The 13,150-nt window shown below is 62.9% G+C and carries 10 protein-coding genes and 1 pseudogene; 6 read left to right on the top strand and 5 right to left on the bottom strand.

Annotated features, from left to right (window positions below):
- Window positions 1-128 precede the first annotated feature (128 nt).
- A complete protein-coding gene (locus LN996_RS09940) occupies window positions 129-491 on the bottom strand; it encodes an SPW repeat protein (protein ID WP_231340225.1) in 363 nt (120 codons plus the stop codon).
- A 240-nt stretch (window positions 492-731) separates the two neighbouring features.
- Between LN996_RS09940 and LN996_RS09935 the strand changes: the two genes are divergently transcribed.
- The gene (locus tag LN996_RS09935; RefSeq protein ID WP_231340224.1) at window positions 732-1,430 is read left to right on the top strand and encodes a response regulator transcription factor; all 699 of its coding nucleotides are present in this window, start codon (window positions 732-734) and stop codon (window positions 1,428-1,430) included.
- Between the two features lie 4 nt (window positions 1,431-1,434).
- Here the strand turns inward: LN996_RS09935 and LN996_RS09930 are convergent, their stop codons facing one another.
- A complete protein-coding gene (locus LN996_RS09930; protein WP_231340223.1) occupies window positions 1,435-3,144 on the bottom strand; it encodes a GAF domain-containing sensor histidine kinase in 1,710 nt (569 codons plus the stop codon).
- Window positions 3,145-3,297: 153 nt separating this feature from the next.
- Here LN996_RS09930 and LN996_RS09925 point away from each other — a divergent pair, with 153 nt between their 5' ends.
- The 4 genes and pseudogenes from LN996_RS09925 (at window position 3,298) to LN996_RS09910 (ending at window position 7,301) form a co-directional block, all read left to right on the top strand.
- Window positions 3,298-3,768, top strand: coding sequence for a pyridoxamine 5'-phosphate oxidase family protein (locus tag LN996_RS09925; RefSeq protein WP_231340222.1), 471 nt, complete (start codon window positions 3,298-3,300; stop codon window positions 3,766-3,768).
- A complete protein-coding gene (locus LN996_RS09920; protein ID WP_231340221.1) occupies window positions 3,765-4,229 on the top strand; it encodes a pyridoxamine 5'-phosphate oxidase family protein in 465 nt (154 codons plus the stop codon). The genes LN996_RS09925 and LN996_RS09920 overlap by 4 nt, the downstream gene beginning before the upstream one ends.
- 61 nt (window positions 4,230-4,290) lie before the next feature.
- Window positions 4,291-5,357 (top strand): annotated as a pseudogene (locus LN996_RS09915) (zinc-dependent alcohol dehydrogenase family protein).
- 9 nt (window positions 5,358-5,366) lie between these two features.
- Complete coding sequence (locus LN996_RS09910; protein ID WP_231340220.1) at window positions 5,367-7,301, top strand: heavy metal translocating P-type ATPase; 1,935 nt, start codon at window positions 5,367-5,369, stop codon at window positions 7,299-7,301.
- Here the strand turns inward: LN996_RS09910 and LN996_RS09905 are convergent.
- Entirely contained in the window at window positions 7,240-7,662 is a 423-nt protein-coding gene (locus LN996_RS09905) for a pyridoxamine 5'-phosphate oxidase family protein (protein ID WP_231340219.1), read from the bottom strand. The two genes, LN996_RS09910 and LN996_RS09905, sit on opposite strands and share 62 nt — an antisense overlap.
- A 210-nt stretch (window positions 7,663-7,872) precedes the next feature.
- Here LN996_RS09905 and pta point away from each other — a divergent pair, with 210 nt between their 5' ends.
- Window positions 7,873-9,942, top strand: a complete 2,070-nt coding sequence (pta, locus tag LN996_RS09900; RefSeq protein WP_231340229.1) for a phosphate acetyltransferase — start codon at window positions 7,873-7,875, stop codon at window positions 9,940-9,942.
- Between the two features lie 2 nt (window positions 9,943-9,944).
- Here pta and LN996_RS09895 read toward each other — a convergent pair whose 3' ends face one another.
- Both LN996_RS09895 and LN996_RS09890 read right to left on the bottom strand, forming a co-directional pair.
- Entirely contained in the window at window positions 9,945-10,403 is a 459-nt protein-coding gene (locus LN996_RS09895; RefSeq protein ID WP_231340218.1) for a universal stress protein, read from the bottom strand.
- A gap of 66 nt (window positions 10,404-10,469) precedes the next feature.
- Window positions 10,470-13,070, bottom strand: a complete 2,601-nt coding sequence (locus tag LN996_RS09890) for a cation-transporting P-type ATPase (RefSeq protein WP_231340217.1) — start codon at window positions 13,068-13,070, stop codon at window positions 10,470-10,472.
- Window positions 13,071-13,150: the final 80 nt, after the last annotated feature.

Below are 13,150 nucleotides of genomic sequence, written 5' to 3'. Positions count from 1 at the left end.
AGCGCCCAGTTGTTGTGGGGGGCGGCGCGCCCCGGGGGCTAACCGGCGGGGGGCCGGTTGGGGGCGGCCATGGGCACTACCGCGGGGGGCGGGGGGGGCGGCCCCGCCGCCAATCAGTGGTGTGGTGATTATGGCGTGGACGCCACGTGGTGGTGCCTGTATTCCTCAGTGCTTGGCCTGATCGCCAGAGCGGTCACCACCAAAGCCACCGCACCTGGGATCCAGGCACTCCAGGCTGCGCCGGTTGCGGAGGTGAAGCCACCCACCCAAGGAGCCAGGAGGAGGGCTACTGCCACTATTGCCTGGGCCCACTCAGCGACGGGCATGCCGGGCATCGCCAGGTTCACCACGCCTCCAATGACCAGCAAGAGGCCCAACGTGACCATGATCGCCGTCGACGACCCGGTTTGCGTGGTCCACAGAACTGACAGGGCTGCATATGCGCCGGCAGCGATCACGGTATAGTCCTGCCAACGCGTCCATTTCTTCATGGGGATCGATACTCCTTCATTTTGTTCGATGCCGGGGCCGCCCACCTTCTGCGAGCGGTTTCGGGTCTCCCGTTCTTCCAGCGTCGGTACAAAGGCACGTTCCCAACAGGGCCAAAAGTCACACGCGCCGGCAGGGTCCTTGGGCCCTTGTGGGCAGGGCAGGCAGTCGGCAAGAATTTGGCAGAGCCGCCAACAAAAAGCTCTCGATATTGCGGCCATCGGCCGCCGGACAGGAGAATCATGGATCGCCCAGAAACAGCCGGCCAAACCACCGGCGTTTCCCCCGGAGAACCAATCCGCGTCTTCATCCTCGATGACCATGAGTTGGTTCGCAGAGGCCTCCAGGAACTTTTGGAAGGCGAAGGTTTCGTTGTGGTCGGCATGTCTGGTTCAGCGGAAGAAGCGACGCGCCGGATTCCCGCGTTGCGTCCCGATGTCGCTGTTCTGGACGCACGGTTGCCCGACGGCACCGGAATCGAGGTGTGCCGGGACGTTCGCTCCGTCGACCCTGGCTTGAATTGCCTGATCTTGACAAGCTACGACGACGAGCAGGCCCTCCGCGCCGCTGTTCTTGCCGGGGCTGCAGGTTACATCCTGAAGGAAATCGGGGGCACGGACCTGCTGGGCGCCTTAAGGAAAGCCGCACACGGTGAGTCGTTGTTCGACGAAGCCGTCAAGACGAGAATCGTCCAAGGCCTCACTGCGCCGAAGAAGCAGGATCCCAGGACAGCTTCCCTCACGCCGCAAGAGCGCCGCGTCCTTGACTATGTTGGTCAAGGCATGACCAATCGCCAGATCGGCGAGGAAATGCTTCTGGCAGAGAAAACGGTTAAGAACTACGTCTCATCCTTGCTGGCCAAACTCGGGTTTGAGCGCAGAACCCAGGCGGCGGTGTTCATGGCTCAAGCACCCGAAGAGGATGCCGGTTCCCTGCGCTGAAGGATCAGCTCAGCGGGACAGACCATGTCATTGCTGTCCCGTTTCCAGGCGCACTGGCGATGGTACTGGTCCCGTTCATCTCCTTTGCGCGCAGAGCAATGTTGGCCAGGCCGTTTCCCGGGGCAGGATCGACAAATCCGCATCCGTCGTCCACCACTTCCAAGGTTAGCCAACCTTCGGCCACTGAAACTGAAACACTGATGGATTGAGCCCCTGAGTGGCGCACGGCATTGCTGAGGCCTTCAGATACGACAGCCAGAAGGTGTTTGATGATGGCTTCATCGTCCACCAAGTCAACGGCGCCAGCCAGCGTCAGATGTGGCGCGTACGGCAGGGACTTGGCACCGGCCTGGATTGACTGGAGGATGCGGCCGCTCAACGGCTCCCGCTCACGGGTGCTGGCCTGCAGCGAATAGATGGTGTTGCGCAGATCTCGGATACTTGTGTCCAGCTCTTCGGTCACAGAGTCGATCCTGCTCAAGGCAGCCTCGCCGGTCGTGAAACGCCGGAGGCTTTGGAGGCTCAGCCCAGCTGCAAACAGCCGTTGTATGACCAGGTCATGGAGATCCCGTGCGATCCTGTCCCTGTCGGAGAACACCATCACTTGTTCCCGGAGCCGGTGAATCCGCTCCAGCGCCAGCGCGAGGGCCACGTGCGAACCGAAGACCGCCCCCATCTCCACATCGGTCTTTGAAAAATTGCCTGTACCGGGATCGCGGGCAAGGACCAAGAGACCGTGATGGGCTCCTTGGGCGCTGAGGTCGATGATCAGCAGCCGGGCCGACACCCCCTCGCTGGCAAGACCGAGGAGATCCTGGGAATCATCAAGGCAAGCGGGCTTTCCGGTGCTTGCGACGCCCTGCACTTCAGTGGCTTTCATCGCCAACGACGCGCCGGCGAATTCAGCACCACGGGCTCCAGCGGTGCCCGCCACTACATAGGGCTCATGAGGAGACGGAACAAGGATCAACGCCAGATGGGAACCCGATTCCCGGAGGGCCCTCGCCGCGATCAGGTCCAATGCCGAGTTCTCGGCCTGCCCCAGTTGGTCTGCGCCGAGCATTGTTCCCGTAACGTCCATGCAGGCTTCAAGCCAAGAGGCGCGGCGGCGGGCATCTTCATACAGCCGGGCGTTCTCGATTGCCACGCCGGCCGCCGCGGCCAACGCCACGGCAAGGTCCTCATCCTCTGGCGTAAATTCTCCGCCGCCTTCTTTTTCGGTCAGGTAGAGGTTCCCGAATACCACATCCCGTACCCGCACCGGGACTCCGAGGAACGACTTCATGGGAGGGTGGTGCTGCGGGAATCCGTAGGCTTTCGGATGGTGGCCGAGGTCATGGAGGCGTAGCGGTGTCGGCTCCGTGATGAGCAGTCCGAGGACACCGTGTCCAGTAGGGAGTGGGCCGATGCGTCGGGCGAGCTCGCCGTCTATACCTACCGTAATGAAATGACTGAGAGCGTTGTCCTCCCCGATGACACCCAAGGCGCCATAACGCGCCTGAAGCAGCCGACATGCCGAGGTCACCACGCGGTCCAGCACCGCTTCGAGGCTTAGGTCTTCTGCCACGGCCACAACCGCCTCGAGCAAGCCCCGTGTTCTTTCCTGTGCCTGGAGAAGCTCTCCGGCGCGGCCAACAAAGTCCTTCAGGAGGTCCTCAATCCGAATCCGCGGCACAACGTTGGGCTGGGGCTCGGGTGCTTCTGAGTCGTTCACCGCTTCCTTTCAAAGAATGCTGGAAATCCTGTGAGGGGACCGAACGGCGCCCTGTTGCCAGACTACTCTGGCGCCCGCGCGGCAACCATGGACATTGTGCATGTGGGCCTTTGTGCCCTGTTGTCCCCGCGCAGCCGGACCTACGGTCTAACCATGACGAACAAACCCACGGTTCCGGAAGCTGAGATCCTGGACAACAAGCAGTGTTGGGAACTGCTGCGCGGTGTCTCGGTGGGCCGCCTCGCAGTCTGGGCGCAGGACCATCCAGACATCTTTCCCATCAATTACAAAGCAGACCACGGCACGCTGGTCTTCCGCACCGGTGAGGGGAGTAAGCTCCACGCAGCCCTCAGCGCCACACCGGTAGCGCTGGAAGCTGACGGAGTAGACCCACAGTCGGGAGTCGCGTGGAGTGTGGTGGTCAAGGGAAAAGCAGAGAGCATCAAGCTGACCCAGGAAGTACTGGACACCGTCGGTCTGCTGCTCTTCCCGTGGCAGGCCGGGCGGAAGGATCATTTTGTCCGGATCGTTCCCACCTCGTTGACAGGGCGCCGCTTCAACGTGACCCCACCGCTGACGTGGTGGAGTCCGCTCGACGACGCCACCAGGGCGGGTTTGGAATGAAAACAAAGCCAAGTGCCGGCGTCGAACGTCTGGAACCGGACGAATGCTGGGACTTGCTGGCGCAAACGAACGTAGGCCGCTTGGCCGTCCTGGTAGACGGACATCCCGATATCTTTCCCGTGAACTATGTGCTTGATGGCGACAGCATCGTGTTCCGAACCGGGGCGGGCACCAAGTTTTGGAGCACACTGACAACCCCTTGCGCTCTGGAAAGTGACGGCTACCGGACCTTCAGCGGAAAGGCATGGAGCGTCGTTGTCCGAGGGCAGACGCACCTGATACTCGACCGGCAGGAAAGAGCCGACGTCGACGCCCTGGGCCTGGATCCCTGGCAACCAGGCATCAAGGACTGCTACCTGAGGCTGACTCCGGAGGTGGTCACTGGGCGGCGGTTCAAGACCAAACGCCCAGATCTCTGGGGGACTCCCTTGAACGACGCCCGTCTGGACGACTTCCACTAGCGCACGCACCAGCGCACGCGCCCGGTGTTTCAGCCAGGCATAACAAGGACGGAGCAACACAATGAAGGCACTCGTCTACGGTGGCCCCGGCGAAAAGTCCTGGACAGACGTTCCGGATCCGGTCATCCTGCACCCCACCGACGCAATCGTTCGCATCGACACCACCACCATTTGCGGTACTGATCTGCACATCCTCAAAGGAGATGTCCCAGCGGTCCAGCCAGGGCGCATCCTCGGGCACGAAGGGGTAGGGACCGTATCCGATGTTGGGAGTTCAGTGAGTTCACTCCGCCGGGGGGACCGGGTGATCATCTCCTGTATCAAGTCCTGCGGGCACTGCGGCAACTGCAGGAAGGGACTGTTTTCCCATTGTCTGGGTGATGAAGGACAGGCTGGAACCGGCTGGATCTTCGGCCACCTCATCGACGGAACCCAGGCTGAATCCGTTCGGGTTCCCTATGCCGAGAACTCCCTGCACAAACTGCCCCACGGCGTGACCGACGACGAAGCCGTCATGCTCTCCGACATACTGCCCACGGCCTTCGAAATCGGAGTCCAGGCCGGACACGTGGCTCCGGGAGACGTCGTGGCCATCGTGGGGGCAGGACCCATTGGACTGGCGGCCATGGCAACAGCCGGACTCCACGGTGCGGCAACGGTGGTGGCCATAGATCCAGACGAGGGCCGGCTCACCAAGTCCCGCGACTTCGGAGCCACCCACACGGTCAATCCCGGCAACCCCGAATGGATTGCGGACGTTCTCGCCCTCACTGATGGCGCCGGGGTGGACGTGGCCATGGAAGCGGTCGGATTACCGGAGACTTTTGACATGGCCCTGCGCTTGGTCCGCCCCGGCGGGCACGTAGCCAACATCGGGGTCCACGGAAAACCGTCCAACTGCCCCTCCAGGACCTGTGGATCCAGAACATCAACATCAGCATGGGACTGGTCAACACCGACACCACCCCGATGCTGCTTCGCCTGGTGGCCCAACACAAGCTCCCTGCGGATAAGTTCGCTACGCATCATTTCGGGTTGGAGCAGATCATGGATGCCTATGACACGTTCTCGCGGGCGGCGGAAACAGGGGCCCTGAAGGTGGTTCTCAGCCGAAACCCTCATGACTGACCAGCGGACATGACACAACGTCTGCTGCACTCGGCCTTGCGCTTTCCGTTAGTGACAGCGACAGTCGTGGTGCTCGCCGCCGTCGCGGTCCTGGCTGCCATCGGACTCATACCGGCAGCCCAAGGGCTGGCGAGCATATTTGCCCTTGGTGTTGCCCTCTACCGGGCCGGCACCATGATTAAAGGGCTCCTGCACGGACGCTGGGGCATCGACCTCCTGGCCGTGATGGCCATTTGTTCAACTGTTGCGGTGGGGGAATACCTGGCATCCCTGATCGTGGTGCTGATGCTGACAGGCGGGGAAGCGCTGGAACAATTTGCCCAGGGCCGCGCAACCAAGGAGCTCCGTGCACTCCTGGATCGGTCCCCACGGAACGCGCACCGGGAACGTCCCGGCCTGCCCGTGGAAGATATCCTGGTCGATGCCGTGATCCCGGGGGACGTGCTGCTGGTCAGGCCGTCAGAGTTGGTTCCGGTGGACGGTAGCTTGCTGTCCGACGTCGGAATCTTTGACGAGTCAGCGTTGACGGGCGAAAGCCTGCCTGCTGAGCGAACCAAGGGCGAACTGCTGCTCAGTGGCTCGATCAACGGGGCCGATGCCGTGCGTATGAAGGCTACGGCCACCGCCGGGGATTCCCAGTACAGCCAAATAGTCGCCTTGGTTCAGCAAGCCGCTGCAAGCCGTGCGCCGACGGTACGGCTTGCGGACAAATATGCTGTGCCTTTCACTCTGGTCGCCTTGGTGCTGGCCGGCGCTGCCTGGTTTTTCAGCCAGGATCCGGGACGGTTCGCTGAGGTCTTGGTGGTAGCCACCCCGTGCCCATTGCTGATTGCTGCACCTGTCGCGTTCCTTGCGGGGACCAGCAGGGCCGCACATGCCGGCATCATCATCAAAAACGCCGGGACGCTGGAGCAACTCAGCAGAGTCAAGACCGCCGTCTTCGACAAGACCGGGACCCTCACCCAAGGCAATCCTTCCCTGGCCGGAATCCGGGTAGCCCCGGCCTCGAAATTGTCCCAAGACGCCCTGCTGCAGTTGGCCGCCTCCGCTGAGCAGTATTCCACCCACGTCCTGGCGGCTTCAGTCATGGCAGCCGCCCGGGCGCGCGGCCTGGCGCTTGTACCGGCAACGAGCGCGAGTGAACATGCAACCAACGGGGTCACGGCCGACTGCGGAGACCACCACGTAGTCGTCGGAAAACCTGCCTACGTCGGTTCCCTGGTGAGCGGCTTCGTCAAGACGGCACTGCCCGGAGGCCATCTCGGGATTTACGTCGGCGTGGATGGTGGTTTTGCCGGCACTCTGATCATGAGCGATCCATTACGCCCAAATGCGAAGGACACCCTGACTGAACTTCGGAGGCTCGGGGTCGCTGAGACGATGCTCCTGACCGGAGACACTGCAACGACAGCCCAACATATCGCTGCGGAGGCGGGCATCAGCAACGTCATGGCCGAATGCCTGCCTGCTGACAAAGTTACTGCCGTCGCGGCCCTTCCGCTCAGGCCCGTGATGATGGTTGGCGACGGCGTCAACGACGCTCCAGTACTGGCAGCGGCCGACGTCGGCATCGCCATGGGTGCCAAAGGTGCCACTGCGGCCAGCGAGTCGGCGGACGTGGTGATTATGGTCGATGACCTGTCCAAGGCCGCGGTCGCGGTTGGCATCGGCCAGCGTACCCTTCGAATCGCGCGGACCAGCATTTGGACTGGGATACTGCTGAGCCTGGGCCTGATGGTGATGGCCTCCCTTGGCATGATTCCGGCCGTCGCCGGGGCGCTGCTGCAGGAGCTGGTGGATCTTGCCACCATTCTCAATGCCCTCAGGGCCTTGGGTCCCGGACGGTCTGTCGCGTCAGTGCAGGTTGCGGAGGGCCGTGGGGTCAATACCGCTCCGGCTCATCACCGAGTTCAAAGTGGCGGCCATGGACCCGGGTGGGAGTGATCTCCACGTAGGTGTATTTGCGCGTCGGAATCCACGGCTTCAGCGGCAGTTTGTCGGCCTCGTCGATCTCCGATTGCGACTCGATCACCCTGGCAGTCCCCTTAAGGACAACACTCCAGGCTTCGGCGTCGACAATCTCCTCCACTTCGAAGGCGACCTTCTCATTGACGGTCAGCTCAGCGAGCTTTGTCCCCGGGTTCGTCCTCAGCAGCAGCCGCTGCTGGTGGGCGATGAAATTCAGGGGGTAGATGTCCGGCTCGCCCAGGACGCTCACTGCCAAGCGACCATGCTGGTTGCGTTCCAGGACCTTCCATGAGTCGGCTTCGGATAGGACGGTTCCGGGGCGTTCGTCGGTTTCCATGGGTCTTTGTCTCCTGGGTGGGGGTGGCTGCTGGCGAATCGCCACGTCACCGTTGGCTTCGATGCTCCCGAGCCTATGGCTGGCTCCCCGCCCCCAACAGAGTCCAAAGTCCCGAGGGCGAAACAGCCATCGTGACCTTTGCCTCTGGTGTGGACGGCCTGCGGGGTGGAACCTGTGAAGCATCGGATGACCGGCCCGGAGGGATACACCATGGTCCAAGGCGTTTATGTTCTGTCCGTTGCACCGGAAGCCGGGAAGTCACTCGTGGTCCTGGGCTTGGCTGACGCGTTGCACCGCAGAACAGGCCGTCTGGGTTTCTACCGGCCAATCGTGAACGGAACAGATCCGGTCAACGACCCGCTCCTCAGGATGCTTCGCAGGCGGTACAAAATGGAGTCAGTCCGCTGCAGGGGCGGAATGACGTTGGCGGACGCCCGGGAAGCACTGGCGGCAGGCCGCAAGGACGAGGTTTCTTCCCGGGCACTCGAGGAGTATGGACGCATCGCGGAGGAATGTGACGTGGTTGTGGTGGACGGTTCGGACCTGAGGGGCGCGGACGCCGGGAGGGAGTTCGACCTGAACGCCCAACTGGCCACCAATCTCGGTTTGCCGGTTCTTGCTGTCATCGGGGCCCAGGGCCTGACCCCGCGGGAGACCACCCAGGCTGTGGCCGAGGCATCACGGCAGCTCGAGGCAGCCAGATGCACGGTGTTGTCCGTCGTGGTCAACCGCGCCCGGCCAGCGGGCATCGACACAGTCCGGGGAGCTGTTAGGGCAGCTACGGGAAGCCTGCCAAGCTATGTGATTCCCGAGGTTCCTGAGATATCGGCGCCCACCGTGGCCGATGTGGCGATGTCGTTGTCTCTTGAACGGCTCTCGGGCAGTGCAGAGCTGGACCGGGACGTGGGCAGCGTGCAGGTGGCCGCTATGAACGCGGAGAACTTCCTGCGGGTACTGGAGCCAGGGAACCTGGTGATTGTTCCCGGGGATCGCACTGATATTGTCCTGGCCTGCATGGCCTCGGCCTTGTCACCGGAGCTGCCCACGCCGTCCGGAGTCATCCTGACCGATGGCCTTGTCCCTGCCAGCTACGTTTTGCCTTTGGTGGCACATGCGCCATTCCCTGTCTTCGCTGAAACTGCGGATACCTACACTACGGCTCGACGGGTCTCGCGCGTCCGCAGCGAGATCCACTCCGGGGAAAGCCGCCGGCTCGCTGCAGCGTTGGGAGTGTGGGCCCGCTCGATCGACGAAACAGAGTTGCTGGAACGTCTGGCGCTGCCGCGTCCGGCAACCATGACGCCATTGCGCTTCCTCAATGACCTCGTTGAACGCGCCCGCCAGCAGAAGAAGCGCATCGTTCTGGCTGAGGGAACGGATAGCCGGGTATTGCGTGCGGCGGAGATTCTGCGTCGCAGGGATGTGTGCCGCGTGACGCTTCTTGGGAACCCGTCGGCGGTCCGGGAGCTTGCCCATGCCGAAGGTATCGAAGTAGCCGGCATCACGATCATCGACCCCGCCCACTCGCCATTACGTGATCGATTCGCGTTGGAATATCAGCGGTTGCGCGCCCACAAGGGCGTGATCCTGGAACGGGCCAGGGAGGTCATGCTCGATGGCGCCTACTTTGGCACCATGATGGTCCACCTGGGAGAGGCCGATGGGATGGTCTCCGGAGCGGCGCACACCACAGCCAACACCATCCGGCCGGCGTTGGAGTTCATGAAGAGCCAGCAGGGCAACGGGCTGGTGTCCTCGGTGTTCTTCATGCTGTTTCCGGACCGCGTGCTGGTGTACGGGGATTGCGCCGTGGTGCCCGATCCCACGGACCGGCAACTGGCAGACATCGCGCTGGCATCGGCGACGACGGCGGGGCAGTTCGGCGTCGAGCCCAGGGTGGCTATGTTGTCGTATTCCACTGGCGTATCCGGCGCCGGGTCGGCGGTGGACAAGGTCAGGCGTGCCACGGAAATGGTGGCGGCTGCCCGGCCGGACCTTGCGGTGGATGGGCCCATCCAGTACGACGCCGCGGTGGATGCGGCCATCGCGAGTTCAAAGTTGCCGTCCTCAGCCGTCGCGGGAAGGGCGACAGTGTTCATCTTCCCTGACCTGAACACAGGCAACAACACCTATAAGGCCGTGGAGCAGTCTTCTGGTGCTGTTGCCGTCGGGCCCATCCTTCAGGGGCTCCGGAAACCCATCAACGACCTGTCCAGGGGATCAACGATAGAAGACATCATCAATACCGTGGCCATCACCGCTGTCCAAGCACAGAGGTAGTGCTAGCCCTTTTTATCCTGACTGACCACCAGGACGGGGCACTGCGCATGGGCCGAGCAGGCCCGGCTGACGGATCCAATGGGCTGATTGAGGAAACCGCCGGAGCCCCGCCTCCCCACCACGAGTAGTTGTGCCCCGTGGCTTTCTTCGACGAGGACCTTGGCTGGTTCGCCGAACTTGACCGTCACCGTTAGATCCTTGGGGCGGTCCGCACCGAAGGCTCGTTCCACGGCCTCATCGACCAGCCGCTTGGCGGTGTCTTCCAATTCCGTGGTGAACCGTGTCAGTTCGGGCTCGAAGCGGGAAGCCATGAAGTAGTCGGACATTCCAATACAGGTGATCACCTCCAGGGGGCCTCCCAACGCAGCTGCCATGCGACCGGCCATCTGCAAGGTGTTGGAGGAATATTCGGATCCATCGACGCCGACAACGATCCGATCAGAGCGCGATTGTGTATTCATGGGACCAGCCTGCCGTCCACCTGGCCGCCCCACTAGGGTCGAAGGGCACGGATCCGGCGAGCTGCATCAATGGGGGAGGGCCCCTCCGTGGCGCAGCCGTTTGTAGAGCCAGTCCGCGCCGAGCACGCCGGGAATCGCCAGGAGCGCAACGGCAAAGCCAGAGAGCGGAGGAGGAGCCTGGCCCAGGATGCCCGCAACAGGAGGTAGGTAGAGGAACAGTGCCAACGCCGCCAGTTCCACCCCAACGGCCCACAGCAGCAACTTGTTGGTGAACCATCCCTGCTTCCACGCAGGAGCCGTAGCACTGCGGCAAGCGAAGGCAGTTGCCAACTGGCCAAGGACCACCGCCGTGAACGCTGATCCGGACGCGCCCATCAGCACTCCCGGGTCCAACGGATCCCCACGGCCCCAACCACTGCCAAAGAGCACCACAGAGAAAGCACCCATGGCGAACAACGCCTCGGTGGGACCCATGACCGCAAACACCCTCAGCATGAGTTGCCGATCCAGGAGATGCCGCTTTTCGGGAGGCCGGCTCAACACGCGTTTACCTGGTGGCTCCGCCCCGAGCGCCAGCGCGGGAAGCAGGTCGGTTCCGATGTCCAAGGCCAGTATTTGGAGGACGCCGAGGGCCAAGGGAAATTGACCACCGGACAGTGCCCAAATCACGAAGGGCGTGAGTTCAGCGACATTGTCAGTCAGGTGGTACGTGAGGAACCGGTGAATATTTGAATAGGTGGCCCGGCCCTGTTCTATGGCGGCGACGATGGTGGCGAAATGATCATCCAGGAGCACAAGGTCTGCGGCCTCACGGGCCACATCGGTGCCGCTGAGTCCCATGGCCACGCCGATGTCGGCTTGACGCAACGCGGGACCGTCATTGACGCCGTCGCCGGTCATGGCAACAACGTGCCCGCGGCTCTGCAAGGCTTTAGCCACCCTCAGTTTCTGTTCCGGAGAAACCCGGCTCACCACCACCCCATCACGGTCCAAGAGGGCCCCAAGAACCTGTTCGTCATGGGGGAGGTCCGCGCCTTGGAAGACCAGGTCCGGGTGCCCCAGCAGGCCAATTTCCCGAGCAATTGCCGCTGCTGTGGAGGGGTGGTCGCCGGTGATCATCGCAATACGGATTCCTGCGCGCCTGGCCGTGGTGATGACGTTGGCGACGTCCGGCCGGGGTGGGTCGTGGAGGCCAATGAGGCCTAGTCCTTCGAGGTCCCGCTCAGCCTCGTCCGCGGGCCGGTCGCGCCAACTGCCGGCTGCTCCAGGCAGTTCCCTCGTGGCGACGGCAATGACGCGGAGGCCTTTGGCAGCCATGGTTTCCACTGCTTCGAACAGTTGGGCGGCTTCGACTCCGCAGAGGGGAAGGACGGATTCAGGAGCTCCCTTCAAGTAGAGGGTATTGCCCACCATCACAGACTCCCTCCGACGGTCGGCGTCGAAGGCGAACCGTACCGCTGGCTGAAGTTCCCCTGGGGGACTCCCCGACAGGCGTCGCGCCAGAACATCGATCGCAGCTTCCATGGGATCCCCGCTCGCTACCCATTCGTCGCCGTGGAGCACTGCGCGCCCCTGCGAAGCGGCCCGGGCTGCACAGGCCACCCGGAGGGCGTCGGGATGTCCCGGCCCTTCCACCCGGGCCGCGGGCGTGTAGCCGTCGCCGCTGATATGGAGCGGCCCTTTTAACGTGAAGACCTCGACGGCGTTCATCCGGTTTTGCGTCAGCGTGCCGGTCTTGTCGGTGCAAATGAAGGTCGTGGAACCGAGCGTCTCCACCGCTTCAAGGTTGCGGACCAGTGCGTTTCTGGATGCCATGCGCTGTGCGCCCATGGCGAGGGACAAAGTAACCGTTGGCAGTAAGCCCTCGGGGATGAGCGCAACCGCAACCCCAATGGCAAACAGGAAGGAATCACGCCACACAATTCCGACGAGGAGCGAAACCACAAAGAACAACCCGGCGACGGCGAGCGCCACGGTGGCAACCAAGCGGACTATTCTGCGCAGCTCCATGGTCAAAGGTGTTGGCGGAGCTTTGGTGCCGCTGGTCAGCGCTGCTATGGCTGCCAGCTTGGTGTTGGCACCGGTGGCGGTCACCAGCCCTTCGGCTTGGCCATTGACCAGGAACGTTCCGCCCCACGCTGTGTCCGTCGCGGTTTTGGGTACGGCCTCACTCTCTCCGGTGAGCATGGATTCATCGATGCTGCATGCTGATGCGGAGATGAACTGCACGTCTGCCGGCAACCTGTCTCCTGCGGTCAGGACCACCACATCTCCGGGTACCAAAGCACTCGCGTGCACGCTCTGAAGCCGCCCATCCCGCCGGACAGTGACGTCGGCGGGAAGCAGCCCTTGCAATCGTTCGGCTGCGTGTTGGGCGCGTTCCTGCTGAATATGGGCGAAGACGCCGTTGACGATCACCACGATGATGATGGCTATGCCCAGCTGTGGCATGCCTGCCACGTAGGCGAGTGCCGCTGCAACCCACAGCATCAGGGCGAAGAAGTGCGTCAGTTCCCCGAGCAGTTTTCGCCATTGGGGGACGTTCTTGGCGGTGGGCAGAACGTTTGGTCCGCTTCGTCGCAACAAATCGCCGGCGGCCTTCGAGCTCAGGCCCTCGGCGCCCGGGGTCGCGGACAGCGAGGCGGGGGATGTGTTCCCAGGGGGCATCTTTTCTCCAATGCGGGAATGCCTGTTCGATGACAGACTCCACCGGGGAACTGCCCGCGTCTAGGGTCGAAGGGCACGGT

The sequence above is a fragment of the Arthrobacter sp. AK01 genome (assembly GCF_021109375.1).
In the GTDB taxonomy this organism is placed as follows: Bacteria; Actinomycetota; Actinomycetes; order Actinomycetales; family Micrococcaceae; genus Arthrobacter.
The sequence above is the reverse complement of the archived record's forward strand: the minus strand, read 5'-3'. Positions and strand labels throughout refer to the sequence as shown.

Bases quoted from the DNA above. Each gene is read 5' to 3' on its own strand.
- LN996_RS09920 (WP_231340221.1), top strand. From the start codon at position 3,765: ATGAAAACAAAGCCAAGTGCCGGCGTCGAACGTCTGGAACCGGACGAA.
- LN996_RS09935 (WP_231340224.1), top strand. From the start codon at position 732: ATGGATCGCCCAGAAACAGCCGGCCAAACCACCGGCGTTTCCCCCGGA.
- LN996_RS09890 (WP_231340217.1), bottom strand. From the start codon at position 13,070: ATGCCCCCTGGGAACACATCCCCCGCCTCGCTGTCCGCGACCCCGGGC.
- LN996_RS09940 (WP_231340225.1), bottom strand. From the start codon at position 491: ATGAAGAAATGGACGCGTTGGCAGGACTATACCGTGATCGCTGCCGGC.
- LN996_RS09910 (WP_231340220.1), top strand. From the start codon at position 5,367: ATGACACAACGTCTGCTGCACTCGGCCTTGCGCTTTCCGTTAGTGACA.
- LN996_RS09895 (WP_231340218.1), bottom strand. From the start codon at position 10,403: ATGAATACACAATCGCGCTCTGATCGGATCGTTGTCGGCGTCGATGGA.
- pta (WP_231340229.1), top strand. From the start codon at position 7,873: ATGGTCCAAGGCGTTTATGTTCTGTCCGTTGCACCGGAAGCCGGGAAG.
- LN996_RS09905 (WP_231340219.1), bottom strand. From the start codon at position 7,662: ATGGAAACCGACGAACGCCCCGGAACCGTCCTATCCGAAGCCGACTCA.
- LN996_RS09925 (WP_231340222.1), top strand. From the start codon at position 3,298: ATGACGAACAAACCCACGGTTCCGGAAGCTGAGATCCTGGACAACAAG.